The sequence below is a fragment of the uncultured Algoriphagus sp. genome (assembly GCF_963974835.1).
Classification (GTDB): domain Bacteria; phylum Bacteroidota; class Bacteroidia; order Cytophagales; family Cyclobacteriaceae; genus Algoriphagus.
Window position 1 is genome coordinate 80,612 of sequence record NZ_CAXBET010000003.1, and the last position, 23,549, is coordinate 104,160.

A 23,549-nucleotide genomic window follows, 5' to 3' on the forward strand; every position below is an offset into this window, starting at 1 on the left:
TTATTCTACTTACTAATGAGGGGGTTACATTTTGCAAATAAGAAAGGTCAACTCTTTTTCGGAGATTGGCGTTTCTAGCAATAGTTTGAGATTCTGACCTGCAGAAGTACTCAGGAACCCAATTATCTCAGCTGCATTAAATCACCCCAAAATGTTTCTCGACATACTTATCGCCATGCTTTGGAGTATTTCTCCATTTGGAGAAGCAAAATTAGGTATTCCATATGCGCTCCTAAACGATGTAAATATTTATCTGGCTTTTGCGCTTTGCTTTTTTGCCAATGTGCTGGTATTTCCAGTCATGACGTTTTTTCTGGATGTGGTAAATCGTTATTTCCTAAAATGGTATCATTACAAAAAGGCGGCGATTTATATTGGACGAAGAGCAAAATCAGGAGCAGGTAAAAATGTGGAAAAATATGGTTTTTGGGGACTGATGTTTTTTGTGCTTCTTCCGATTCCCGGTACGGGGGTTTATGCTGGAACTATTGCAAGTTATCTTTTCGGTATGGAAAGAAAAAAAGCCTTTCTGGCAAATACCATAGGGATTTTTATTTCATGCGTCATTGTGTGGGTAACTACGGTAGTTGCAACTGGAGGATTTAAATAACCTTCATTTTTATAAGTCATTTATAGAAAGGAAACCTGAAGATAAATTTTATCTCAATTCTTACCTGATCACTTTTAGACTAGTATTTGCTCTTCGCTTAGCCGATCTTTAAAGGCAATTATGAGTATGCTCTATTCGTCGTTAAGAGAATCGATTCCCTGATCTTTTAATTTTTCAAGTTGTGCTTTCATAGCTATGACAAGCTCTTCAGAATGTGATTTCCAATGACTGACTTCTCCTACTACCTTGAAAGGATCTGTAGATCGGTAAGATTTTGTTGGGTTTCCTGGGAATTTTTTGTCCGTCAAATCGGGATCATCTTCCAATGGACCTGTAGGCTCAACTAAGAAAATTCTTCCTCTTCCTTCTCCTGACGCCAATTCAGCTCCCCAGATAGCAGCGTCTAAAGTGGCGGTAAGAAAGATGTATTTCGCATTTTTCCTTTTCCCAAAATTGGAATTGTATCCTGCCTCTATTAAGTCTCCGAGTGCCAGGTCAGCTTTTGTGCCATGGAAGTAAGTTTGCGCAAAAGGTGTGGGATTTTGTTCTGTCGGATAGTTCACTTCACTATTATTTACTTAATAAAATCCTTTGAGCTTTTATAAATATAAAAAGTTTAATATGGTAAAATTGAATATGGATTTTAAGATTCAATGACGTTCAATTTCTTTCTCACTTTTTTATATAACCCTCTGGTAAAAAGCGTCATCAACAGAAGGAATATTCCCAAAAATCCTACTAAAAATGAATATCCTGTGAAAGTGGAGATCTTTCCAAAGATGAATGGCATCAGCAGAATTCCGACATATGCACTTGCCATTTGCATTCCCATGATTTTTTGAGAATTTTTTTCTCCAAAGTTCATTGGAGTGTCATGCAAAAGACTTGGGAAGATCGGTGCACAGCCTAACCCAACCAACAGAAATCCTGGTAAGAGAAATGAGGAAATGGGTAAGAATAATAAAATTAAACCGATAGCTATAATTCCTTGTCCCAAATACACAAGTTGACGGTTGGTGAAATATTCTGTAAGGAAACCGGAAAACAGTCTCCCAACTGTAATTCCTATATAATATAGCGAAACCAATCTTGCAGCTTGGTCTGCCGTATAGCCTTTTTCAAAGACCAAATAACTTGCTCCCCACAATCCGAAAGTAGCCTCAATCGTGCAATAGCAAAAGAAAATCAACAAAGCCTGGTTTAATCCTGGGATTGTTTTGATTAAGCTGAGTAGACTTTGAGATGATTCTTTTTGTTCTGTTTCTCCGTCTGGTTTTTTGGAGGTCCACAGTGGAAGTGATAATATCAAAATAGCCACGAGACCGATTTGGATCCAGGCGATGGTGTGGTATCCTTGCGACCAAACATCTCCTTTAGCTAGATAACCAGCCATGATTATCGGCCCAATAGCCGCGCCGACTCCCCAGAAACAATGAAGCCAATTCATGTGCTTGGACTGATAATGAATTGCTACATAATTGTTCAACGCAGCATCCACACTTCCCGCACCCAAACCCAATGGAATACCTAAAAGGCAGAGAAACAAAAAGTGTTGAGAATAAGAAAATCCCATCAACGCAATAGCAGTCAGGATAACACTCACAGTAGTCACCTTGGCCTCACCAAATTTTTGGATAAAATACCCACTTAACAAGCTAGAAATTACGGTTCCTGAAGCCACAATCATCGAAATAATTCCCGCATAGTCAATAGGAACTTTTAAATACTTATACATTTCTGGCCATGCAGAACCAAGAAGCGCATCAGGCAAGCCAAGACTGATGAATGCCAGATAGATGACGAGAAGTAGGATAAGCTTTTTCAAGGATGAATGTCATTAATAGTTTGGTTAAGAAAATCAATAACATTGAGTAATGCAATCACCTTTTCCCAAATAAACATATTTGAATTAAAGGCCTTTAAATACCCATTATTTACCTTATACAGGTATGAGAAATTCTTCCTAAATTTTCGTTTAATTATTTCTATCTCATGATCACACTTACACGCACCGATTCCTCCAATCCTGATTTTGTAGCCTTAGTCAAGCTACTAGATGCTTACTTAGCCGAAAAAGATGGCAGAGACCATGACTATTACAATCAGTTTAATACGATAGTTATGCTAAAAAATGTGGTGGTTGGCTATGATAATGATGAACCAGTGGCTTGCGGGGCAATCAAGGAATTTGATAGTGAGACTATGGAAGTAAAACGTATGTTTACCAAGCCTGAGGCTAGGAGCAAAGGGTTGGCATCCCGAGTACTCACTGAGTTAGAAAACTGGGCCGTAGAAATGGGCTATAAAAAATGTGTGCTTGAAACTGGAAAAAGGCAAGTGGAGGCAGTATCACTTTATAAAAAGAGAGGCTACTCCATCATCCCAAATTATGATCAATACATTGGGATTGAGAATAGCCTTTGTTTTCAGAAGGAGTTGAAATAACTAGGTAATTACTCCAAAATCTTAATCCCTACAGCTTCCACACCAGGAAGTTGATCTTGTCGCATATACTGCAGGAGAGTTACGCTTTTTGTGTTTTGGTGAAACAAGAATGGAAGTGTATCGTAACGAGTGTATGAATTACCAAACCCCTCACCAAGAGGTTCTCCGGATTTTGGATCAAATAAAATCATATTAACTAGCTTATTGTCCAAAGTTACTCCTGAGGAATCCTTGGAGATAATTCTCAGATAGCAGTTAGAAAACGCATATTCTTCATTGAATTTCACAGCCACTAAATCGGGAGTGTTTATCAATTTCACATCCCCTAGATCGAAAGTTAAACTGTCAGTAATTCCCCAAGTTTGATTGGGAAGACTTTTAAAATCCTCGTAAATCCGCTCGTCTGAACAGGCTGAAAATACGAGGATTAGTAGAGTTAATAGGCAAAAGTTTACCTTATTCATTCCCAGGTTTATTTGGATTTGGCCCTTGGTTTTTTCTCGGAGGAAATCTCTTTTTTCCTTTTGGTTTTGGCTTTGCATCACCTGAATTTGGATTTACAGTATTTCCTGTGTTGCCGTCATTAGCTTTTGGCTTCTGTACATTTTGCCTTTTTGGAGCTCCTGTTTGCGCCTTTGGTTGCTGAGGCTGAGGAACTAGAGTCTGAGCTGCACCTGCCTCAGGATTTCTAGGCTTATTTCTGCTTTTGTTATTTCTGCGTTTTTTAGGTTGATCACCCGCTGCTCTCTGATTTTGAGGAGCACTTGGTTTTACATCAGGCTGATTTTGTTTCTGCGCTGGTTGGTTCCCCGCTTGAGCATTTCTGACTCCTCCGGTATTTCTGTTCTGAGGGCGTGGTTTTTTCTTACGCTTCGGACTTGAGTTTGCAAACTTCTTATCCAAAAGTTCCAGTTCCCTTGTGGATTTAGCTGCTAGGTCTTCTATTTCTGACGCTTCGTTGTATTGAAGTGTAAAAACTTTAATTCCTTTCTCGTTAATCGCCTGAATCTCTTTCACACGCTCGCAGGTAATGCTATGCCAATCGTTATCGTTATTATAGCTAAACCACATCAGCTTGCGAAATATATCCGTCTTCTGGAGCTTTGCTGGGCCTGACTCGGTTTGCAATGGACGCTCCACAGAAGGAATGTCTTTTATTGCATCCATGTAGGTGTCGAGTTCATAGTTGAGACAGCACTTCAGCCTACCGCACTGGCCACTCAGTTTGCCAGGGTTGAGAGAAAGATTCTGATATCTAGCTGCAGAGGTGCTTACATTTTTAAAGTCAACCAACCAGGTAGAACAACAAAGCTCTCTCCCACAAACTCCAATTCCCCCAAGTCTTCCAGCTTCCTGCCGAAGACTTATTTGACGCATTTCCACACGGATTCTGAATTCTCCTGCGAGTGCTTTGATCAATTCACGGAAATCCACACGATCGTCTGCAGAGTAATAGAATGTAGCTTTGGAGTTGTCTGCCTGATATTCTATATCTGACATTTTCATCTTCAACCCAAATTCTTCTACAATCTGACGACATCTGTAAAGGGTAGGGATTTCCCTGTTTTGTGCTTCCCCCCATTTTTCCATGTCTTTCTGATTTGCGACACGGTATATTCTCAGGATTTCATCGTCATTCCTGATTTTTCTTTTTTGCATCTGAAGGCGAACGAGTTCGCCCTGAAGTGATACGTAGCCAATATGATGTCCACTAGGAACATCTACCACTACTGGGTCACCGGTATTTAAGGCAAGAAAATCTACATTTCTATAGTACTCTTTTCTGCCCCCTTTGAATTTGACTTCTACAATGTCAAAGTTGTCCACCTCGGGAATTCCCATGTGAGATAGCCAATCGAAAACATTCATTTTATTACAATCACTCGTCCCGCAAGTGCCGTTACTTTGGCATCCTCCGGTTCCTCCTGAGGAGGTTGAGCATGTGCTACATCCAGACATAATATATAGACAGGGTAAGACCCTGATTAGTTTTGGGTTTAATTACATTAAGTTCAGAATATCCATTCCGATATCCTTGCGGTAATAAGCCTGATCCCAGCTGATGTGTTTTACTGTAGTAAAAGCATTGCTAAGCGCTTCCTGCAGAGACTCGCCTCTGCCTGTGACGGCGATTACCCTACCACCTTGGTTGACTAATTCGCCCTTCTGATTTCTACTAGTCCCTGCGTGGAAAATTTCTGCTCCTTTGATGGCGTCAGGTAAAGTAATGACTTTCCCTTTTTCATAGGAACCAGGGTATCCACCACTTACCATTACCACAGTAGTTGCGTAATCAGGAGAGATTTGCAATTCGTAGGAATCCAGTGTCCCAGTTCCGATGCCATGAAGCAGAGCCAAGAAATCACTTTCAATTCTAGGCAGTACAGCTTCCGTTTCCGGGTCACCCATGCGTACGTTGTATTCTATTACCTTCGGTTCGCCTTCCTTATTCATCAAGCCTATAAACAAGAATCCTTTGTAGGGGATGTTTTCTTTGGCAAGACCATCTACGGTAGGCTTCACTACCTTTTCTTCCACTTTTGCCATAAAAGCTTCATCGGCGAAAATCACAGGGCTCACTGCACCCATTCCCCCCGTATTCAACCCTGTATCTCCTTCACCTATTCGTTTATAATCCTTCGCTTCCGGCAAAATCTTATAGTTTTTTCCATCAGTGGCCACAAAAACAGATAGCTCAATTCCTGTCAGGAATTCTTCAATTACAACTTTAGAGGATGCCTCACCAAATTTTTTATCAAGAAGCATTTCTTTGAGAGAGGTTTTAGCTTCGTCCAGAGTCAGGCAGATAAGGACGCCTTTGCCTGCGGCTAGGCCATCGGCTTTGAGTACTATAGGAAGTGTTTGCTTGTCAAGATAAGCTAGACCGGCTTCCAGTTGGTCTGCCGAGAAAGTTTCGTAAGCAGCAGTTGGTACATTGTTCCGCTGCATAAAACGCTTGGAGAAATCTTTACTTCCTTCCAGCGTGGCTCCAAGTTGGGATGGACCTACGACAGGAATATCTGCAGTTTCAGGTTGGGATAATAGGTAGTCTACGATTCCTTTGACCAAAGGCTCTTCTGGGCCTACAACTACTAAGTCAATATTTTTTGATGTGATAAAATCTTTGATAGCATCAAAATCAGTAATGCTGATCTTGACGTTGGTAGCGATACTTTCTGTGCCGGCATTGCCAGGAGCTACATATAATTGGGTACAATCTTTACTTTGTACGATCTTCCAAGCGAAAGCATGTTCTCTGCCTCCGCTTCCTAATAAGAGTATATTCATTGACTCAATTCAAGTTAATTCGCATGCTCAGAGATGAATTTAATGCGATAGACTCGCAGTTCATCCTCTGCAAAATCCTCATCCTCTAGTTCATCCAAAGCTGCTTTGATCTGATCACTCGTGGCATTCATGAAGTAATCGTGGAGCATGTCCTCCCGATCTTCGTCCATGATGGCCTCTATGTAGTAATCTATATTTAGTTTAGTTCCGCTATAAATGATCTGCTCTATTTCATGAAGCAATTCACTCATACTCATGTTGAGGTTTTCTGCTACCTCGTCCAAGCCTACCTTGCGGTCGATCTGCTGGATAATCGAAATCTTCACTTTTGAACGGGTTCCAGATGATTTGACTACTACATCTGATGCGGTCTCGATCTCATTCTCCTCTACGTAGTTCGCTATTAATTTCAGGAATGAAGACCCGAATTTAACTACTTTTCCCATACCCACGCCTATGATTTGCGCCAGCTCTTCACGCGTAGTGGGGTATACTGTTGCCATTTCTTCCAATGAAGGATCCTGAAAGATGACGTATGGCGGAAGCCCCTTGGCCCGGGCCACTTTTTTTCGCTCTGCTTTTAGCAATTCAAAAAGCTTCTCATCATAGGAAATGCCCGTGCTGATATCTATTTCTGCTTGACCAGTTTCTATTTCTGCAGCGAAATCGTGATCATGGTGAAGATCGAGTTTGTAAGGAGATTCCAGAAAATCTTTGCCTTTGGATGTGATCTTAAGTACTCCGAAATTTTCGATGTCCTTTTCAAGCATATTTAAAATCATCACCTGACGGATCACACCTATCCAAGTCTTCTCTGATATCTCTTTGCCTTTGCCGAAGGCAGGAAGTTTATCGTGTGAATAACTCACCACATAATCAGTGGATTCTCCTACGATTACCTTTACCAGATGATCCAGGCCAAAGCGTTCATTGGTTTGCTGAGCAGCTTCCAGTACGGTAATGACCAAATCCATTCCTTCGAATGTTTCGCGATGGCGCTTACAGTTGTCGCAGAAGCCGCAATCGTCATCCATTGTCTCTCCGAAGTAATTAAGGATAAATTTCCTTCTACATACCCCTGTTTCGGCGAATGCCGCCATTTCCTGCAAAAGAATTTTAGCATTTTCCCGTTCCGTGACTGGCTTATCTTTGTTGAATTTATCCAGCTTGACGATGTCTTCGTATTTGTAAAACATCAGACAATGCCCTTCCAATCCATCGCGTCCTGCACGCCCGGTTTCCTGATAATATCCTTCAAGGGATTTTGGAACATCGTAGTGAATCACATAGCGTACATCCGGCTTGTCAATTCCCATCCCAAATGCAATTGTCGCTACTATTACATCTAGCTCTTCATTGAGGAAATCGTCCTGAGTCTTAATCCTTACAGAGGAATCCAGCCCGGCGTGATACGGGGCTGCATTAATTTGATTAACCTTTAAGAGTTGTGCTATTTCTTCCACCTTTTTACGGCTGAGACAATAGATGATTCCGGATTTGCCTTTGTGCCCTTTAATGAATTTGATCAAATCCTTCTTCGAATCATTCTTTACTTTAGGCCGTACCTCATAGAAAAGATTGGTTCTGTTAAAAGAAGATTTGAACAAGTCGGCCTCTTCCATCTGAAGATTGCGCTGAATGTCCTGTTGCACCTTTGGCGTAGCAGTGGCAGTAAGTGCAATGATGGGCAGGTTAGGAGCGATTTGTGCTACAATAGATTTGATTCTTCGGTATTCCGGACGAAAATCATGTCCCCACTCAGAAATACAGTGTGCCTCATCAATAGCAACGAAACTGAGCTTCGCAGATTTGAGGAACTCAATATTTTCTTCTTTAGTCAAAGATTCCGGAGCTACGTAAAGCAGCTTTGTTTTTTTGCTTAGTACTTCACTCTTCACCTTGGCAGCTTCGGATTTATTCAGAGTTGAGTTCAGGAAATGAGCATTAATCCCCAAAGCCTGTAATTGGTCGACCTGATTTTTCATCAAAGCGATCAAAGGAGAAATGACTATAGCAGTGCCATCCTTCATCACTGCCGGCAATTGATAGCATAAAGATTTGCCAGCGCCCGTAGGCATAATGACAAACGTATTTCGTTTGTTAAGCAAGTTGTCAACGATCAACTCCTGATTACCACGGAATTGACTGAATCCAAAGATTTTTTTAAGATCTGCTTTTACTTTTTCTTCCACTTGTTAAGGGGCTAAAAGGGTAACTAAAGCCTGTAAACAGGAATGATTTATTACATTTATACCAGTGTTCAAAATTAGTTATAAACGCAGGTAAAATTGAATTTAGCTAAAAATATTAGAAATACAGCCACAAGAGTATTGCAAAACGAGGCGCAGGCAGTGTTAAATCTCGTTGATTTTTTAGATGGTCATTTTGAAGACTGTGTCGAGCATATTTTGAATTCGAAAGGGAGAGTGGTCATTACCGGCGTAGGAAAGAGCGCCATCATAGCCAATAAGATTGTTGCTACGCTAAATTCCACTGGAACACCAGCACTTTTTATGCACGCTGCGGATGCTATTCATGGAGATCTTGGGATGATTTTAGAAAATGATATTGTCATTTGTATCTCCAAAAGCGGAAACACTCCCGAGATAAAAGTTCTTGTTCCTCTTCTCAAAAAGCTAGGAAGCAAACTTGTAGCGCTTGTAAGCAATACTAAGAGTTACCTCGCTGAGCAGGCAGATTTTGTTCTAAATGCTACAATTGGAGAGGAGGCCTGCCCACATAATTTGGCACCAACGACCAGTACAACGGCACATTTGGCACTCGGTGATGCCCTTGCGGTGTGTTTGCTGGAAGCAAGAGGATTTACCTCTGAGGATTTTGCAAAATATCATCCCGGTGGATCTTTGGGCAAGCAATTATATCTTCGGGTAGGGGATGTACTGGGAAGCAACGAAGTTCCTATAGTTTCCGAAAATGCAGGATTGGCTGAAGTGATTCTGGAGATTTCCGGGAAAAGGCTTGGCGCTACGTCGGTAGTTGATGGCGAAGGCAATTTGAAAGGAATCATTACCGACGGAGATTTACGAAGAATGCTCCAAAAATCTCTTGACATTCAATTGCTTAAGGCTTCTGATATTATGACGGTAAAACCAAAATCCATTTCCACACAAGAATATGCCATTCGAGCGTTGAATATGATGAAAAATCATAATATCACTCAACTTGTGGCTATGAATGGAGATAAAATCGCTGGTTTTGTTCATATTCATGAATTGATGAAGGAAGGAATTGTTTAATTTTTGACATGCATAATAAACCCTATATTTTAATTATGGCTGGAGGCATTGGTTCCAGATTTTGGCCATACAGCCGGAGAAAGAGACCAATGCAATTTTTGGATATTTTAGGGACTGGTCGTACGCTTTTGCAGATGACGTTTGATCGATTTGAGGATATTGCAGAGCCCGAACAATTTGTAGTCATCACCTATAGAAAATACCTTCCGCTAGTCAGGGAGCAACTGCCGGAATTGAAGCCGCATCAGATTCTTACTGAGCCGATGAGAAAGAATACGGCAACCTGCCTCGCCTACGCTACCTATAAAATTAATTCCATTGATCCTGAAGCTACAATAATAGTGACGCCAGCAGACCACTTGGTTTTACAGGAAAAAAAGTTTACCCGTACCTTAAAGAAAGCGGTGGAATCTGCTCAGGAAGGAAAGTTGATAACACTCGGTGTCAAGCCAAATAGACCGGAAACTGGCTACGGATATATTCAATACATTGAGAAGCCTGGAACAAACGCTTTTCGTGTAAAGACATTTACAGATAAGCCGAATACAAAACTTGCAAAGACATTTTTGGAAAGTGGAGACTTCGTCTGGAATTCAGGCATGTTTGTTTGGAAGTCTAAAAGTCTTATTCATGCGTTCGAAAAATACATGCCAGACATGGCTGAAGTATTTGAAGAAGGAGAAGATATCTATGGCACAGCTGGGGAAGCGGAGTTTGTGGCAAGTGCTTATACTCAGGTGAAAAGCGTGTCATTTGATTACGGCGTAATGGAGAAGTCTAGTCATGTATATGTGGTCCTGGGTGATTTTGGTTGGTCAGATCTAGGGTCATGGCATAGCCTACATAGGCTAAAGGAAAAGGATGAAAACAACAATGTGGTGGAAGCAAATGCAATTCTTTACGATACTGAGAACAGCTATATAAAAGTTGAGGGCGAAAAGTTAGTGGTGATCGAAGGACTTGAAAATTACCTGGTAAATGAAACAGATAATGTGTTGCTGATCTGCAAGCTGGATTCTGAGAAGAAATTCCGTGAGTTTGTTTCCAACGCAAAAAAGAAAGGGGAAGACTTTATCTGAAATCTTCCCCTTTCCGCACTTTTATAAAGTTTTATTTTCGTTGCCTGATTGCTTCGTAAATCGCTACCCCAGCCGATACAGATACATTCAAACTTTCAATTCTTCCTGCCATTGGGATTTTTACTTTTTCATCCACAATTCCCATTAGTTCAGTAGAGATCCCGTCTTCTTCAGATCCCATTACCATTGCAACCGGAACTGAGAAATCTACATCGTACATAGTCTTTTCGGTCTTTTCCGTAATAGCTACTAAAACCAATCCTGACTTCTGAAGATCTCTACAGGTGTAAAAAAGATTTCGTACACGAACTACCGGAAGGAAATTCAATGCTCCCACGGAAGTTTTGATTGCATCAGAGTTGATCTGGGCGCTTCCTTTCTCGGGAATCACAATTGCATCCACTCCCGCACACTCAGCAGTTCTAGCAATAGCTCCAAAGTTTCGCACATCGGTAATTCTGTCCAAAATGAGTATCAATGGAGATTTCCCAACATTAAAACAGCTCTCGATCACGTGATCCAAAGAAGCATATTCTATGGAAGACATCTGCGCGACTACCCCTTGGTGATTTTTTCGGGTAATTCTGTTCAGTTTTGCATCAGGAACACGAACTACAGGGATTTTTTCAGCTTTGCAAAGTTGCAGAAGCTCCTTGATCAGGTCATTATTAATCTCCTTCTGCACCAACACCTTATCGATGTCTTTGCCTGCATGAATTGACTCCATGACTGCCCTGGTGCCAAAAATAAAATCTTTCTCGTGCTCGCCTTTTTCAATCAAAAAGCCATCTTTCCGCTTCTCCATATGGATATGTTTTTGAACCAAACCGGCTGATAAGAACGGGAGCGGTTCAATGTGTAATAGTGTGGGCTAAGTATGTTTTTAACCCGCGCAAAGGTAAAGCGAATTCTCGAACTCTCATTAGTTCCTCCATAACTCCACACTTCCCTGTCCAAATAAAAGTTAACTTCCTCGGGAGGTCCCATCACGATATAGATCATTCCTCTATCAGTTTTCCAGCCTTCCTTGAAGTCTGTAAAGAGAATATTGGCAAATTCTACTTGCCTAAAATATTCACGGATAAGCTCTTTGGATGTGTCTTCATTTCTAGTCAAACCTATCCAATAGGTATCCAAAGCCTTCTTTTTGTCTTCGGCAGCTAGTAGCGCTTCATGCTCTTTTCGGGTGGAAATATAGGTAACCATATCCACCATCTCATCCCAGTCTTTTACTTTGGGAAATGCTTCGTGCGTTGTTTTTAGCACTATTCCAGTGCGGGATGCAGTGTCACTTTGTACGAAGTAATATCCTATTTCATCAAAGGATTTTGGCACATTGGCTAAAAAATCCCCTTGATCTATAACCTGCAATTCTCTTGGAACTGCTGCTGGTTTCGTTTCCATAGGCGGGTAAGGTACTTCCAGACTGATAGGATAATAAAATCCGTGAAGATTCGGGCCGCCGTTAGACTTGAAAAGTAGGGATTCTCCTGCGGTCAAATAATTTTGGTCAAACCCTACATTGTTGGCGTAATAAGCTCCAAAGTTGGGGAGATCAAATACAAATCCACTTTTGATGTCGGTGGAATAATAATATTCGTCACCTTGCCTGGTGTCCAATGCGGTAAACAACGCTATAGCAGTCTCAGTGGTGTTGGGAATTTCGATGGATTTTTCAAATACCCAATGACGATCCGTATCATATTTCAGATCATCTGAGGTTAGGATATTTGTGTTGTCCGAGAGAATTTCCTGATCGTAGCTATCTAAAATAGAATAGGTAAAGCTATACAAGTTGAATTCTGGATTTTCTTCTATTTTTTCTACCTGAAACTGAAGTTTGAAACTCGTTTCCGATTCTTTTACAGGAATAATCTTCAGCGATATTCTGGAATACCTAGAATAACGAAGAGTCTGATTTAGACTGCTTAATGTTTTTTGTGCAAAAGAAGAGAATGTGCTTCCTACTAAAAGGATCAAAAAAATAATGAGTCGGCTTGTTTTGTAGTTCATTGGGTGATGATGTCGGGTTTGGGAAATTAACCTTACTTTTGACAAAATAGTAAATTTTTGTATGGCTACCTATACTACGGAAATCGCGTCTGACAAGTTGGTCAGTGACAATCCTATTCATCAACGCTTACTGAAAGCATACATTGCTGCTCAGCCCTGGATTTCTGGTAAATTACTGGAAGTTGGCTGTGGCGAAGGCCGTGGAGTGGAAACGCTCTTGCCCTATGCAGACAGCTATCTTGGCCTGGACAAAATCCGGGAAGTGATAGACGAACTGAAAGTTAAATTCCCTAAAGTAGAATTTCAGCAAGCAGTGATCCCTCCTTTTACAGGAATAGCGGATAATTCTTTTGATACGGTGGTAAGTTTTCAGGTTATTGAGCATATCCCAAATGATAAATTGTTTTTGGAAGAAATATATAGAGTTTTGAAGCCAGGCGGTAAAGCAGTGATTTCTACGCCAAACGTCAACCACACACTTTCAAGAAACCCTTGGCATGAGCGGGAATATACGCCCCAGCAATTGATTGATTTGTGCTCATCCATTTTTGATTCAGTAAAGGCTAAAGGAGTGGGGGGCAATGAACGTGTCTGGGCTTATCACGAGGCTAACCGCAAATCAGTTCAGAAGATTATGCGCTTTGATATTTTTAATCTGCAACATAAGCTGCCAGCAGCAATTCTGAAAATGCCTTATGAAATCTTAAACCGAAGAAACCGTAATAAACTTCACCAAGAGCAGGGAAAAAGCGTAGTGGATATATCCCATGAGGACTATCTTATCGTAGAAGATCCGGCTGTAGGATTAGATTTGTTCTATGTGTTGAGTAAGAAATAGGAATTTTAAGGTGAAGAGGTTATTCAAAAAATGCTGCTTTGATTCCTGAAATTATCATGTTGGTGCCGATGATGGCTATTATCAAACCCATGATCTTTCCAATCACGACGATTAGATTTTTACCCAGGCGTTTCACAATCTGGTCTCCCAGTTCAAATGCGATATGGGTCATCAGGCATAGCACAGCAAATACCCCAATGACTATCAGAATATTGATGTAATTGCCTTGAGAAGCGAAATTCATTGCTGTCACAATAGTACCTGGCCCTGCCAGAATTGGAATTGCCAGAGGTGAGATGGCAATGTTTTCTTCGGTTTCAGGATCTTTGATATGCTTGACGCTGGATTTTTTAGATTGCAGCATCTCGAATCCCACGAAAAAAATCAGAATTCCACCAGTAATCTTAAAGGCAGGAATGGTGATTCCGAAGATCTCAAAAATAAATTTTCCTAACACCACAAAGACCACCACAATCACGAAAGCTGTAAGAGTGGCCCGCTTGCTTATGCTCCTTTTCGTCTTTTTATCCAGATCATCTGTAAGTGATGCAAAAATTGGAACGTTTGCGATAGGATTCATGATGGCAAAAAAGCCTGTAAAAACGGAAAGAGTAAAAGCTAAAAGGCTATCCATGAAGGCTTTTTTCTGTGGTTAGTTGTGTGGATTTGGCAAGAGAACATGAAGGTATCTAAAACTATGGCCTAGCCCAAATCTCATTTTATCAGCAAGCGAAGAAAGGAGATTCCAAACTGAATGAATTTATAAATAGGTGCAGTAATCATTTGTTAAAAAGCTTTTTCAGGTTTAGAATTAATAATCTTTGAATGATTTAGCTCGCCAGAAGAAAACCAAGCCGAGAAAAAGAAAAATTATCCTTTCCTGAATATTCGTTTGAAAGGCTCTGTGGTTTGACCTATAAAATCTTCCGGAAACTTTTCTTCATCAGGAAGTCCCACAGGCAAGTTCTCGTCGTCTGATGGCCAGTAATCTGTCCTAAAAAGAAAGTCCCAGACACTTAGTGAAATTCCATAATTGAATCCATGCGGGTGGCTATCAGGCAAATCCTTTGCGTGGTGCCACAAATGCATTTGTGGACCATTGAGTATGTATTTAAATGGGCCCAATGGAATTTTGAGGTTGGCATGGCCAAGTTGACCAAGTACTAGCGTGAAGATGTGGACAATAAAGAAGTCTGTAATCCCAAATCCAATCATAGCTAAAGGAATGTATTCTAACGTACGATACAAGATGTTTTCCATCCAATGGTAGCGTAGCAAAGCTGCAAAACCCATCTCGCGTGTACTGTGGTGAACTTTATGAAACTCCCACATCCAGTCCACATGATGGTACATCCGGTGAATTGCCCACTGCATGAAATCCCTCACTATAAAAATGATCACCAGCTGCACCCAGCCGGGAAGTTGATCGACTTTTATAGCCACAGTGTTGGTTATACCAAATACGCCCAGAAAATCATTGAATGCTTCCACTGCTACCATCGAGAGTGCATTGTAAGCGACCAATGCAAATAGGAAATAATTCCAAAAAAGATAAAAAATATCCAGCCAAAAATGCTCACGGATTATAGGTTGGTTTTTTCTCCATGGAAAAAGAACTTCCAGTCCATAAATAACCAAAGATGCCCCCACTAGCCAGTAGAAGTAATTATGCCAGCTTGGGTGCAGGATTTCTCCAATAAAGTAATTCCAATAGCCATAATAGCCGTCTGAAACTGCTTTGATGTATTTTTCCATTTGGCAAAGATGTGGAAATTCTTTTGGTCAGTAGGTGAATTGAGTCACAGAAAAAGTGTAAGTCACTTGATTAAGATTTTGCTAATCAATTGGTTTAATCCGATTTAATTTTTGGCTTATCAGATGTAGGGTGTTGGAAAAGTATAATTCCAAAAGCAGTTCCAAATACAATATAAACGATTGCCACACACCAAATAGTGATAGGCAAATCTGGATTAGAAATAACACCCTTTATTAGCGCAAGCCCTGCGATCCCAAAATGGCAAAGATTTGCAACGGCAACGGGTCTATTGTAAATACCACCTATTGGTCGACCTTTATTCATCCAGTTCAGCATGGCGAATCCAAAATACAATGCCCCAAGAATTTGAAAGAAAAGTAAGGTGATTAGGTCTGTTCCAAGCTTCAAGAAGCTTATGATGTAATCAGATGCAAAAGAGAGGATTATTCCTGCTGCGCCCATTATTATAGCGCTCAGAGTCATAATTAGCTTGGTGTTCATTCTAAAATTATTGGTGATTCAGGTTTGAAATTAGGAATATGTTACCCTTATGCCAATCACCAGCTCATTTATATGTCCCCCAAAAAATAAAAGGAAAAAATAAGGGTGCAACATCTGCACCCTCCCAAATTTATTAAACGTTTTTGGACTGATCTACCCGGAACGAGACTTTGCAGACGCAGCCAAAGGAAGTCACCTTTCCTTCCTTCACGTGAGCTTTAATATCTTTCACGTATACTGAGTCAATATTATGGACAGTTTTAGAAACTTCATCTACTGCGTTTTGGATTGCATCTTCTATACTGTTTTCCGAAGAGGCGATTACCTCCAATACTTTTACTATTCCCATGGTTGTTTTGGTTTTGTGAAAATTAGGATTAAGTCTAATTTTTATGCAAGCGCCATGCTAATAATGGGAATATAGCAGTCTACAGTAGCGAAACGAAAAGTACATAGGAATTGGAAAAGCAATCATTCTTGCCTTTTGATCAAAGTGGAGGATAAAATCAGGATGTCATTTATCGGTCTGTCTTCCTTGTTTGTTTGGGCAGCAGCTATTTTGTCTACGACATCCATCCCAGATATTACCTCCCCAAAAACGGTGTAGCTCTGATCCAAATGGGCTGCTCCACCTTTTGTTTTATACACTTCGCGATGAGCTTCAGGAAAGAGGTAAGGAGTCATTCTTTGTTCTTCAATTCCAGCTAAAGAGTCAAGCTTGATTTTTAAAGCATTTCTAGCCTGTTCATTCTCTGGAGTGCGGTTTTCTAATAAATCCTGATAGTGCTCGAAGGTGGATTTATTTACACTGTCATTAATGATGTGATTGTATGCAAGTGATTTGTTGATGCGTTTTTCTGCGATGTCCAATGTGCTATCAGTATATGTATTTCCTTGCACAATATAGAATTGAATGAAGCTGCCTTTTTGCTCAGGATTCACATTATCTCCAAATCTTGCTGCACCCACTGCGCCTCTTTTATGAAAGTGAGTTGAGTTTATCTCTGCCGAAACTAGATCTTCAAATCCCCGTATTTCTTTTTTTCTCTGGAAGGCATCTTCGTTAACTCGCTCACCTGCTTGAACCATAAAATTTTCGATGACTCTATGAAAAAGTATGCTGTCATACATGTCTTGTTTGACCAAGCTGAGGAAATTATTGCGACTTAAGGGAGTGTCATCGTATAGGCGAAGCACAATGGTGCCCTCTGTGGTTAGTATTTGGATGTCTCTTGAAATGTCTTTTTTACTGATTTTTGATTTGCTCAAAGAATGACAGCCAGCGAGCAAAAGCATTACGGAAAAACAAAAGAAATTTATCTTCATAATTAGTAAGGTGGCTAAGCGGATTCGAGGTGAAAAATAGTGAATTCTGCCCCTTGCCAAAAACTACTAATATTTTTTCTACTCTGTCTTTTCCTTAATTTTCCTTTTTCAAATGAGATCCTCTATGACTCTAGAATATTATCGAGATTATTGCTTAGCTAAACCTGGGGTAACAGAAGACACGCCTTTCGATCAAGATGCACTTTGTTTTCGGGTGGGCAAAAAAATCTTTTCCATTTGTTCCATCTCGGCTTTTCAATACATCAATCTAAAATGTGATCCTGAGCGTGCGGTAGAATTACGGGAACAATATGAAGGAATCACTCCAGGATACCATATGAACAAACAGCAGTGGAATTCGGTGAGTACATCTGGAAATGTTCCAGATCGATTGATATTGGAATTGGCAGATCATTCATACGCCCTTATCTTTGGCAGCTTGACTAAAAAGGTGCAAGCTAAAATCCGCCCATGACATATTTTTCCATCTCTAATGTATCCAAATCTTACGATGGACACCCGGCTTTACTTCCCTTTTCCCTGGAATTGACTCAAGGAGAATTTCTAGCTATTGTAGGGGAAAGTGGCTCAGGTAAAAGTACATTATTGAAAATAATGGCTGGGCTAGAAGTTCAGGATTCAGGAGAAGTTTTCTTGGAAGGCAACGCTATTTTAAATCCCAATCAAAAGATTGTGTCCGGCTATGACGAGATCAAGCTAATCCATCAGAATTTTCATCTCTATCCTAATTCTACCGTAGAGGAGAATCTTTCAAGGCCATTGCTCCATTATGAGCGCGATTATGCGAAAAACCGAGTAGAGCAATTACTTCAGTTATTAAATCTTACTGAATTTAGGGACCGCTTTCCACATCAGCTCTCCGGTGGGCAAAAACAGAAAGTGGCTATAGGAAAAGCCCTCAGCGTGGAGCCGGAAGTTGTATTGCTTGATGAGCCTTTTAGTTCGTTGGATAGCATACAGACGCAGCAGCTGATTTTGGAAATGAAAAGCACTTTTCTAAAAATGGGAACCACGGTGGTCTTTGTAACACACGATCTGGACGACGCTCTTCGCCTGACGGATAACTTGATTATTTTGCAAAAGGGGAAGGTAGTGCAAAATGGAACTTCACGGCAACTTTGTGAGAAGCCGAAAACAAAATATGTAGCCCGACTTTTCAGCTCTATAAATAAACTTCCGGATATCAAAAACAGCTACATCAGACCTTCTGATTTGAAGATTCGTACCAAAGGCGGGTTACTCGCACATGTCACAGATTCACGTTTTTTGGTTCACTATAATTCCCTTCAGGTTTTGCTCAAAGAAAGTGGACTGACCTGGGAGGTAGATGATCCTCAGCGGAAGTATGAAATTGGTGATCGTGTTTATTTAAGTTGGGATAGTGACAAAGTGATGAAACTTTAGACATCAGGAGCACAACAATGTCCCAAAAAAGAAATATTCCTCTAACCATCCTGTATGAAGTCAAGCTGGCGATCAGTCAGGTGATATTATGGCTATGGATCAAACTTGGACTAGTGAGAAATATTTTGATCATACCCTACGAAGGATTTGGCAATGAGAAAGAAATTCTTCTGGTGGGGAGAGTGATCATGGATAATAGAATTGGTGTGTCAAGTCCTGAGGATAGCGTCTGGAGGAATATCGGTAGAATGCGGAGGCGATTTATGAGTGTAGTGATTCCTAGGGTACGGGTGAGAGCTAGGTTTCAAGATGAGGAATACTTCGTAAAGACAGATGAGGAAGGATACTTCGAATTTAAAATTCATCCAAATGCAAATATAAAATTGGCATCGCGCTGGCAACAGATCGAACTGACCTTGATGGATCGTGTAATCAGAAAACAGAAGGAAGTTATAGCTTGTGGAGACGTGTTTCTACCTGTTGGGAATATTGATTATGGAATTATTTCTGATGTGGATGACACCATTATTCCCACTGGCGCAATGCGAATGAGTGAGATGCTGAAGACTACTTTTGCAAAGAATGCGCATACCAGAGTGCCGTTTCCAGGAGTTGCGGCATTTTATAAAGCTCTCCAGAAAGGTACGGATGATATAGAGAGTAATCCGTTTTTTTATGTTTCCAGCAGTCCATGGAATCTCTACGACTTTCTCAAAGAGCTTATGAAAATCCATGATATTCCCAAAGGTCCATTGATGCTTCGGGATATTGGACTGTCCAGGACAGAGCTTATTTCAGGAAGCCATTCAGAACATAAACTGCAGCAAATCCGCCAGATTCTGTGTACGTATGCTCAACTGCCTTTTATACTAATTGGAGACAGTGGACAGGAAGATCCTACCATTTACCTGCAGATAGTCCGCGAATTTCCCGATAGAATTTTGATGATTTTCATTCGGGATGTTCATTCTTCCAAACACGATTTTGTAAATAAAGTAAAGACAGAATTGAAAACCTTAGGCGTTGAAATGCTGTTGGTAAAAACTACGGTGGAAGCTTCCCATTATTCACTTTCTAAAGGCTGGATATTACCGGAAGACATGGAAGAAATAGTGATAGAAAAAGTTAAAAATGAAGAGGAAAACGAACAGGTTTAAGACTCCTGATATTCCAAAAAAAGAAGAGGTAAGAACGGAAAACCTCTTACCCCTTATCTACTCGCTATTATAAATTACTACTCCTCGTCATGAGCTCCGTGTGCGCCATGCACATGTCCATGAGCAAGTTCCTCTTTTGTAGCTTCACGGACCTCTTCAATATTTCCATCAAAATGCAGATCAAAACCTACCAGTGGATGGTTAAAATCTAAAAGGATATCTTCTCCTAAGTCCTTTAGGATTTTTGCCTGCATAGGATAGCCGTCGTCGTCCATTAGTGGAAGGAAATTGCCTTCTTCCAGCATTTCTGGGTTGAAGCCATTTTCTCCTGAAAATTGAGATTTTGGAAGATTCACAATCAGTTCTTCATCTATTTCTCCGTATGCTTGTGCTACTGGAATGACAAAGGAAAAGTCTTCCCCTTTTTCTTTACCAACCAGCAGTTCTTCAAATTTCTCAGGCAAATCACTCGCACCAAAAAGAAAGTAAAAAGGATCTGCTGAATCGCGGATTTCTACACTAAATGGTGCTGATTCAATCTCATCGGCTTCTTTACTTACCTTAAGTTCATATGTAAGTCCTACAACTGTATTTTCTGCTATTTTCATATCTTAATATTGATTATTTATGGTCATCCAGATGGATCTGAAATGTCTAATTATACCTTCATATGTCGCTTAATCTCATGCTCGATAACATCATTCTATTTTCCTATTCCATGCTTAATCCTGATACTAATCCGCTCCTTTACTATTTCCCATTTACTTCTTGGGGTGGATTTAATTAGAGGTTTCGCTGCCCGAAATACAAAGTATTGATAATCTTTCTCTTCGAAAAATATAGAGTAAGTTTCCATTTTTTCCAGATAGAAGCCATTTGAGGTAATACTTTTTATAAGGTCACCTGAGTCTAAAGGCTGATCTATAACTTGCAGTTTTTCAGGTTCATTTTCTATCATCCACTGCAGATAGCGTGGAGCTGGAATATGGATGAATATGACAGAATCCTGATGGGCATGCTTTTGAATATTATTGAAAAGGCGAGGATGCTGATCAACAGGAATATGCTCCAACACATCAGGGAAAACAAAAAAGTCAAAAGTTCTGCCTCCTTTGTCAAAGTCAGACATATCAGAAACTTCAAATTGAAGGTTTGACTGATCTTTCCATAGTACCTCGGCTTTTTGTATGCTTTCCGGAGAAATATCTACAGCCAAGACATTCCCATTCTTGACTTGGTTAGCCAGCAAATGGCTCACGGTACCTATCCCACAGCCCACTTCCAGTACACTATGATTCGACCTCAGACCAGCAGCTTTTACCTTGTCAAGTATATTTAAGTGGCGGGAGTTTATCCCGGTCTTTGCTTGCTTCTCTGCAAACTGATCGTAAAAACTGACGACTTTATCCTTATCCTCTTCCATTCTTTTCTTTAATCGTGAAAAACACTCCAGCTATCAATGACAATACGATGAGGTATTGAAAGATAATCATCGGGGTTTTGGTGGCAGTGTAGCTTTTTGGTTCAAACTTGAAAACAATCTCATGAGTTCCGGCTGGAATCAGCAATCCACGAAGCAGATAGTCCGTCCTCAAAATCTCAGTTTTGTTCCCATCTATGGTTGCAGTCCATCCTTCAGGATAATGAATTTCTGAAAATACAGCCAGTCCTTCCTTATTCATCTCTGCCTGATATTTTAATTCGTTAGGAGCGTAGGATATATGGGTAATTTGACCAGAACCAGCAGCGATATTGCCGAATTCTTCTGTATTTATAGTTGCTTGGGATTTGGTATCTATTCTTCCCAGTTCTTCCATTTCTTCCTGATTTGTCTGAACTGATACGATCTGTGAAGGAACCCAAGCTGGGCCATTTGCTTCTGGATTCTCAAAAACTGCATTTTCAGCAGTTCCTGCAATTACGTATTTAGTATTCATCATATTAATTGTCTGAATCCCCGCAAAATCAAAATTCCCTTCCTGAGCTTTCTTGACAAAGTCATTCAATTCAACATTCAATCTGTTGTCCAGCAAATCCTGATACCTGCGTAGCTTGGCACCATGATATCCACCAAGGCTGTGGAATCTGTAAGGTGATTTACCCATGGCAGTCAGACCTTCGGTCAGATCTAAGACCCTGAAGTATGAATCATCCGTTGAGATGGTCTTGTCCGCGGGAGTTTCAGTAAAGTATGCTCTGCTAGGATTTCCCTGAAAAGAGTCGTCATTCAGATAGTTTTTATTTACTGTCCAAAGATCAACAGTAACTAATACAAGTAACCCAAGTCCGAGTGCCAGATCAGAAATCTTATTTTTCAGAGCGAAATAAATCAGTCCAAACGCAGTTGCCACAAATGCCAAGCTTCTCCATGCGCTTGCTAAAAGCATAGCTTTTCGATCTTGACGTATCGCATTGATCAACCATTCCGGCAATCCAGCATCCGCGGCCCCTTCGAATCTAAAAACTCCAGCGCCAATAGCGAGCAACAGTAATAGACCTCCCACTGCTCCTCCTGCTATGTATAGAGGTTTGAAGTCTTTACTTCTGTAAATTCTTTCCAGAGAGATAGCACCCAATGCGGGGATCGCAAAAAGGGTCATTCCTAAGGCCATTGAAACGGCCCTGAATTTATTATAACCTGGAAGAATGTCAAAAAGTAGGTAATTAAACCAACTAAGGTTTTTCCCCCAAGAAAGCATGAGTGACAAAATTATGATAGCACCGAATGTATAGAGACTTTCTTTTGGTGCAGCCCAGATACCAATCAAAGCGAGGAAAACTAAGATCACACCACCGTACATTGGTCCTCCAGTGAAAGGTTGATCTCCCCAATAGGTTGGCGCCCCAGCAAGAAATCCATTGATTTGAGCTGGGTCTAGTCCGTTGCTTCGCAAAGCTTTTTCAGATGCTGTGTTTTTACCAAGTGGTGTACTGCTCCCTCCTCCATAGAAATTTGGAACCAATAGAGTAAGCGTTTCCAGCTTGCCATTGGACCAGGAAAATGCGTAATCCTTATCCAGGCCAGCAGAAGCAGATTCCAAAGTGGCTTTACCGCGGGTGGAGTAGGGAGCATATTCAAGGGCAGTTGCCAATCTTCCAATATTTCCTCCTACTGCCAGCAACGCACCAAGTGCAAGAAAAGCAATAATTTTTCCAAGCTGGGCAAAGCCTTCCTTTTTCCAGTCAAAGACAAGTCGAACGATTACATATATCACAGCAATGATCAATGTGTAATAGGTGATCTGAACGTGATTGAATTTGAGTTGGAGCAATAAACCCAGTGCTAGTACCCCAGCTCCCAGTAGTAGCTTCTTTTTGAAAGCCAAATGAATCCCAAGTAGGATGACAGGCATTAAGCTAATTGCCCAGATTTTGGCATTATGTCCAGCTGCCAAACTTAAAAGGTTATAGGAACTCAGAGAAAATGCTACGCTGGCAATTACAGCAAACACCGGCCTCACTCCAAAAGTCAGCATCAGCACATACATGGCCACCATGCCCAGAAACAGGCTATTTACTGGATGTGGAAGCCCTAAAGTAAGCACGCTTACCAATGCGTTCGTGATATCTCCGGCAAATTCCAAACTTACAAAATAGGCTGGCATTCCCCCGAAAACACTGTTTGTCCAAAGAGCTTCCTCTCCCGTAGCAGCACGGTAATCTATCGCTTCCTGGGCCGATCCTTCCCATTTGAGGATATCACCCTGCATGATTACCTGATCCTGAAGTACAACAGGAGCAAAATAAACGACAACAATAGCATAGAAAATGGCGATCCCTACCAGATGGGGAAGTACGTCTTTTTTAAAATTCAGCTGCATGAAAAGAGTTTTTCTTTTGAAAATGGATGCGGA

General features: G+C 40.7%; 24 protein-coding genes. 8 read left to right on the forward strand and 16 right to left on the reverse strand.

What is annotated here, in order from left to right:
* Nucleotides 1-151 precede the first annotated feature (151 nt).
* A complete protein-coding gene (locus AACZ73_RS08390) occupies nucleotides 152-610 on the forward strand; it encodes a small multi-drug export protein (RefSeq protein ID WP_339877106.1) in 459 nt (152 codons plus the stop codon).
* Nucleotides 611-741: 131 nt separating this feature from the next.
* On the opposite strand, the gene arr is transcribed toward AACZ73_RS08390, so the two are convergent.
* Together arr and AACZ73_RS08400 are read right to left on the reverse strand one after the other, a co-directional pair.
* Nucleotides 742-1,173, reverse strand: a complete 432-nt coding sequence (arr, locus tag AACZ73_RS08395) for an NAD(+)--rifampin ADP-ribosyltransferase (protein WP_339877107.1) — start codon at nucleotides 1,171-1,173, stop codon at nucleotides 742-744.
* Nucleotides 1,174-1,253: 80 nt separating this feature from the next.
* Nucleotides 1,254-2,435: an MFS transporter gene (locus tag AACZ73_RS08400; RefSeq protein ID WP_339877108.1), complete on the reverse strand. Its 1,182-nt coding sequence runs from the start codon at nucleotides 2,433-2,435 to the stop codon at nucleotides 1,254-1,256.
* A gap of 167 nt (nucleotides 2,436-2,602) precedes the next feature.
* On the opposite strand from AACZ73_RS08400, the gene AACZ73_RS08405 reads away from it, so the two are divergent.
* Nucleotides 2,603-3,055 carry a GNAT family N-acetyltransferase gene (locus tag AACZ73_RS08405; RefSeq protein WP_339877109.1) on the forward strand — a complete coding sequence of 151 codons (453 nt, stop codon included), beginning with the start codon at nucleotides 2,603-2,605 and terminating at the stop codon, nucleotides 3,053-3,055.
* Between the two features lie 8 nt (nucleotides 3,056-3,063).
* Here AACZ73_RS08405 and AACZ73_RS08410 read toward each other — a convergent pair whose 3' ends face one another.
* The 4 genes from AACZ73_RS08410 to recQ form a co-directional block, all read right to left on the reverse strand.
* On the reverse strand, nucleotides 3,064-3,519 hold the full coding sequence (locus AACZ73_RS08410; protein ID WP_339877111.1) for a gliding motility lipoprotein GldH: 456 nt from the start codon (nucleotides 3,517-3,519) through the stop codon (nucleotides 3,064-3,066).
* On the reverse strand, nucleotides 3,512-4,924 hold the full coding sequence (gene ricT / locus AACZ73_RS08415) for a regulatory iron-sulfur-containing complex subunit RicT (RefSeq protein WP_339877451.1): 1,413 nt from the start codon (nucleotides 4,922-4,924) through the stop codon (nucleotides 3,512-3,514). The genes AACZ73_RS08410 and ricT overlap by 8 nt, the downstream gene beginning before the upstream one ends.
* A gap of 132 nt (nucleotides 4,925-5,056) precedes the next feature.
* On the reverse strand, nucleotides 5,057-6,343 hold the full coding sequence (gene purD / locus AACZ73_RS08420) for a phosphoribosylamine--glycine ligase (RefSeq protein ID WP_339877113.1): 1,287 nt from the start codon (nucleotides 6,341-6,343) through the stop codon (nucleotides 5,057-5,059).
* 14 nt (nucleotides 6,344-6,357) lie between these two features.
* Nucleotides 6,358-8,535: a DNA helicase RecQ gene (recQ, locus tag AACZ73_RS08425; RefSeq protein ID WP_339877115.1), complete on the reverse strand. Its 2,178-nt coding sequence runs from the start codon at nucleotides 8,533-8,535 to the stop codon at nucleotides 6,358-6,360.
* 96 nt (nucleotides 8,536-8,631) lie between these two features.
* Here recQ and AACZ73_RS08430 point away from each other — a divergent pair, with 96 nt between their 5' ends.
* Nucleotides 8,632-9,600: a KpsF/GutQ family sugar-phosphate isomerase gene (locus AACZ73_RS08430; RefSeq protein WP_339877117.1), complete on the forward strand. Its 969-nt coding sequence runs from the start codon at nucleotides 8,632-8,634 to the stop codon at nucleotides 9,598-9,600.
* A gap of 8 nt (nucleotides 9,601-9,608) precedes the next feature.
* Entirely contained in the window at nucleotides 9,609-10,679 is a 1,071-nt protein-coding gene (locus tag AACZ73_RS08435) for a mannose-1-phosphate guanylyltransferase (protein ID WP_339877119.1), read from the forward strand.
* A gap of 31 nt (nucleotides 10,680-10,710) precedes the next feature.
* On the opposite strand, the gene rlmB is transcribed toward AACZ73_RS08435, so the two are convergent.
* Nucleotides 10,711-11,484 (reverse strand): 23S rRNA (guanosine(2251)-2'-O)-methyltransferase RlmB, encoded by a 774-nt coding sequence (gene rlmB, locus AACZ73_RS08440; protein ID WP_092896414.1) that lies wholly within the window; start codon nucleotides 11,482-11,484, stop codon nucleotides 10,711-10,713.
* Nucleotides 11,457-12,692, reverse strand: a complete 1,236-nt coding sequence (locus AACZ73_RS08445) for a GWxTD domain-containing protein (protein WP_339877120.1) — start codon at nucleotides 12,690-12,692, stop codon at nucleotides 11,457-11,459. The genes rlmB and AACZ73_RS08445 overlap by 28 nt, the downstream gene beginning before the upstream one ends.
* Before the next feature lie 61 nt (nucleotides 12,693-12,753).
* Here AACZ73_RS08445 and AACZ73_RS08450 point away from each other — a divergent pair, with 61 nt between their 5' ends.
* Nucleotides 12,754-13,530 carry a class I SAM-dependent methyltransferase gene (locus AACZ73_RS08450; RefSeq protein WP_339877121.1) on the forward strand — a complete coding sequence of 259 codons (777 nt, stop codon included), beginning with the start codon at nucleotides 12,754-12,756 and terminating at the stop codon, nucleotides 13,528-13,530.
* A 19-nt stretch (nucleotides 13,531-13,549) separates the two neighbouring features.
* On the opposite strand, the gene AACZ73_RS08455 is transcribed toward AACZ73_RS08450, so the two are convergent.
* The 5 genes from AACZ73_RS08455 to AACZ73_RS08475 all read right to left on the reverse strand — a co-directional run bounded on the left by AACZ73_RS08455 (nucleotide 13,550) and on the right by AACZ73_RS08475 (nucleotide 17,113).
* A complete protein-coding gene (locus AACZ73_RS08455) occupies nucleotides 13,550-14,164 on the reverse strand; it encodes a MarC family protein (RefSeq protein WP_339877122.1) in 615 nt (204 codons plus the stop codon).
* Nucleotides 14,165-14,400: 236 nt separating this feature from the next.
* Nucleotides 14,401-15,285: a sterol desaturase family protein gene (locus AACZ73_RS08460; RefSeq protein ID WP_339877123.1), complete on the reverse strand. Its 885-nt coding sequence runs from the start codon at nucleotides 15,283-15,285 to the stop codon at nucleotides 14,401-14,403.
* Between the two features lie 94 nt (nucleotides 15,286-15,379).
* Nucleotides 15,380-15,787 (reverse strand): hypothetical protein, encoded by a 408-nt coding sequence (locus AACZ73_RS08465; RefSeq protein WP_339877124.1) that lies wholly within the window; start codon nucleotides 15,785-15,787, stop codon nucleotides 15,380-15,382.
* Nucleotides 15,788-15,920: 133 nt separating this feature from the next.
* The gene (locus AACZ73_RS08470; protein WP_339877125.1) at nucleotides 15,921-16,136 is read right to left on the reverse strand and encodes a dodecin family protein; all 216 of its coding nucleotides are present in this window, start codon (nucleotides 16,134-16,136) and stop codon (nucleotides 15,921-15,923) included.
* Nucleotides 16,137-16,258: 122 nt separating this feature from the next.
* Entirely contained in the window at nucleotides 16,259-17,113 is an 855-nt protein-coding gene (locus AACZ73_RS08475) for a peptidylprolyl isomerase (RefSeq protein WP_339877126.1), read from the reverse strand.
* 124 nt (nucleotides 17,114-17,237) lie between these two features.
* Between AACZ73_RS08475 and AACZ73_RS08480 the strand changes: the two genes are divergently transcribed.
* From AACZ73_RS08480 to AACZ73_RS08490, 3 genes are read left to right on the forward strand one after another with little or no spacing between them, the layout of a single operon-like run.
* Nucleotides 17,238-17,588 carry an MmcQ/YjbR family DNA-binding protein gene (locus AACZ73_RS08480; protein WP_339877127.1) on the forward strand — a complete coding sequence of 117 codons (351 nt, stop codon included), beginning with the start codon at nucleotides 17,238-17,240 and terminating at the stop codon, nucleotides 17,586-17,588.
* Nucleotides 17,585-18,538: an ABC transporter ATP-binding protein gene (locus tag AACZ73_RS08485; RefSeq protein WP_339877128.1), complete on the forward strand. Its 954-nt coding sequence runs from the start codon at nucleotides 17,585-17,587 to the stop codon at nucleotides 18,536-18,538. Before AACZ73_RS08480 ends, AACZ73_RS08485 begins: the two co-directional genes overlap by 4 nt.
* Nucleotides 18,539-18,555: 17 nt before the next feature.
* A complete protein-coding gene (locus AACZ73_RS08490; RefSeq protein ID WP_339877129.1) occupies nucleotides 18,556-19,695 on the forward strand; it encodes a phosphatase domain-containing protein in 1,140 nt (379 codons plus the stop codon).
* A gap of 77 nt (nucleotides 19,696-19,772) precedes the next feature.
* Here AACZ73_RS08490 and AACZ73_RS08495 read toward each other — a convergent pair whose 3' ends face one another.
* The 3 genes from AACZ73_RS08495 to AACZ73_RS08505 form a co-directional block, all read right to left on the reverse strand.
* Nucleotides 19,773-20,303, reverse strand: a complete 531-nt coding sequence (locus tag AACZ73_RS08495) for an FKBP-type peptidyl-prolyl cis-trans isomerase (protein WP_339877130.1) — start codon at nucleotides 20,301-20,303, stop codon at nucleotides 19,773-19,775.
* A gap of 95 nt (nucleotides 20,304-20,398) precedes the next feature.
* Nucleotides 20,399-21,118 (reverse strand): class I SAM-dependent methyltransferase, encoded by a 720-nt coding sequence (locus AACZ73_RS08500; RefSeq protein WP_339877131.1) that lies wholly within the window; start codon nucleotides 21,116-21,118, stop codon nucleotides 20,399-20,401.
* Nucleotides 21,105-23,516 (reverse strand): YfhO family protein, encoded by a 2,412-nt coding sequence (locus AACZ73_RS08505; RefSeq protein ID WP_339877132.1) that lies wholly within the window; start codon nucleotides 23,514-23,516, stop codon nucleotides 21,105-21,107. The genes AACZ73_RS08500 and AACZ73_RS08505 overlap by 14 nt, the downstream gene beginning before the upstream one ends.
* Nucleotides 23,517-23,549 lie beyond the last annotated feature (33 nt).